This window comes from Rothia terrae (assembly GCF_012396615.1).
Classification (GTDB): Bacteria; Actinomycetota; Actinomycetes; order Actinomycetales; family Micrococcaceae; genus Rothia; species Rothia terrae.
On the sequence record NZ_JAAXPV010000040.1, the window covers coordinates 1 to 1,217 of the forward strand.

The window sequence follows — 1,217 nt, forward strand, 5'->3', positions numbered from 1 at the left end:
CAGGTCAAGACGTGGCGGGTTTTGCATACAGGTTTCCGGCGGCCGCTGAGCGTGTATGGGCGGGTGTTTGCGGTGGTTCGGGGGTTGGTGTTTTATGCGGCTGGGAGGACTTTTGAATAAGCCTCATAGTCTTGTTTTCCAGGTTCTTTAGCGAGGAGCTCAGCAAGTTTTTCCTCTGAATATGAAGAGAAATCATTTTCGAGCATCTTTTTAAACTTGTCCAGAATCAGCTCGTTTTCTCGACTAGCGTCTCTTACTACCTTGATAACTGTGTTGCGGCTACGTTGATATTTTTCCTGCTTCTCGATTATTTTCTTAGAGGGCCGAGAGACTTTTCCATTTTCAAGGATTACAGTTTGTTGTTGTTGTGCGTAGGTGAGTACGCCCTTTTGATAGAAACCTCCATAATCAAGAACAAGAGATCCACGTGCCCAGTTTCGAGGGATAAGTAGTAAAGGTTGGTTATCGGCTACTGGGAGAAGGAAGTCCTTTTCTACCCATTTTTTTACGCGGGGATCCCAAACGCTTCGGTGGATAGTCTGGGTTGTATGGTCTCCGCTGTTGATTTGGGGATATGCTATGAGCATTTTTTGAGTAAAGAGAACTAACGGTTCGAAAATAATGCGAGTAGTGAGATCTGATGTTACATCTGACCCTACTCCGTCGATGAAGACTGGCATTTCTTCTAACATGTGAAAGATCCCGACGTTGAGTAGTCCTTGCGCGTCGGTGGTTAAGCTGTTCCAAATGTCGGTACCTTTTTTGGAAGCAGCGCCCTTTCCTTTATATCCGTTTTTAGACATGCCAAGTCGTGTTTCACTAGGCTCAGTAAAGACTTGGAGGAGCTTTTCTCCTCGCTGATGATCTCCTGCTCTTTGGGATAAAGCGCACCCTGCCACAGTCTCAAAGAAGCTTTTCATGCAGAGTAAGGCGCTTTCGCCATGTTCGGAGGGTTGCGTTTGAGTTTCTTGGCGAATAGCGAAGGGGTCCAGGAAGAGGAGGTTATCTCGGTCTACATGGACGTTGAGAAAAAGAGGATCTTCCTCTGCGATGCTGTAAAAATCAGTTACTTTCATAAATATCTCCTTAAATGAGGCTTATTCAAAAGTCCTCCCAGCCGCATAAAACACCAACCCCCGAACCACCGCAAACACCCGCCCATACACGCTCAGCGGCCGCCGGAAACCTGTATGCAAAACCCGCCACGTCTTGACCTG

1 protein-coding gene is annotated in these 1,217 nt (G+C 47.0%); it reads right to left on the minus strand.

Going from position 1 to position 1,217, the window contains the following annotated elements:
• Positions 1–92 precede the first annotated feature (92 nt).
• Complete coding sequence (locus HF984_RS11285) at positions 93–1,076, minus strand: hypothetical protein (RefSeq protein ID WP_168615742.1); 984 nt, start codon at positions 1,074–1,076, stop codon at positions 93–95.
• Between the last annotated feature and the right edge of the window lie 141 nt (positions 1,077–1,217).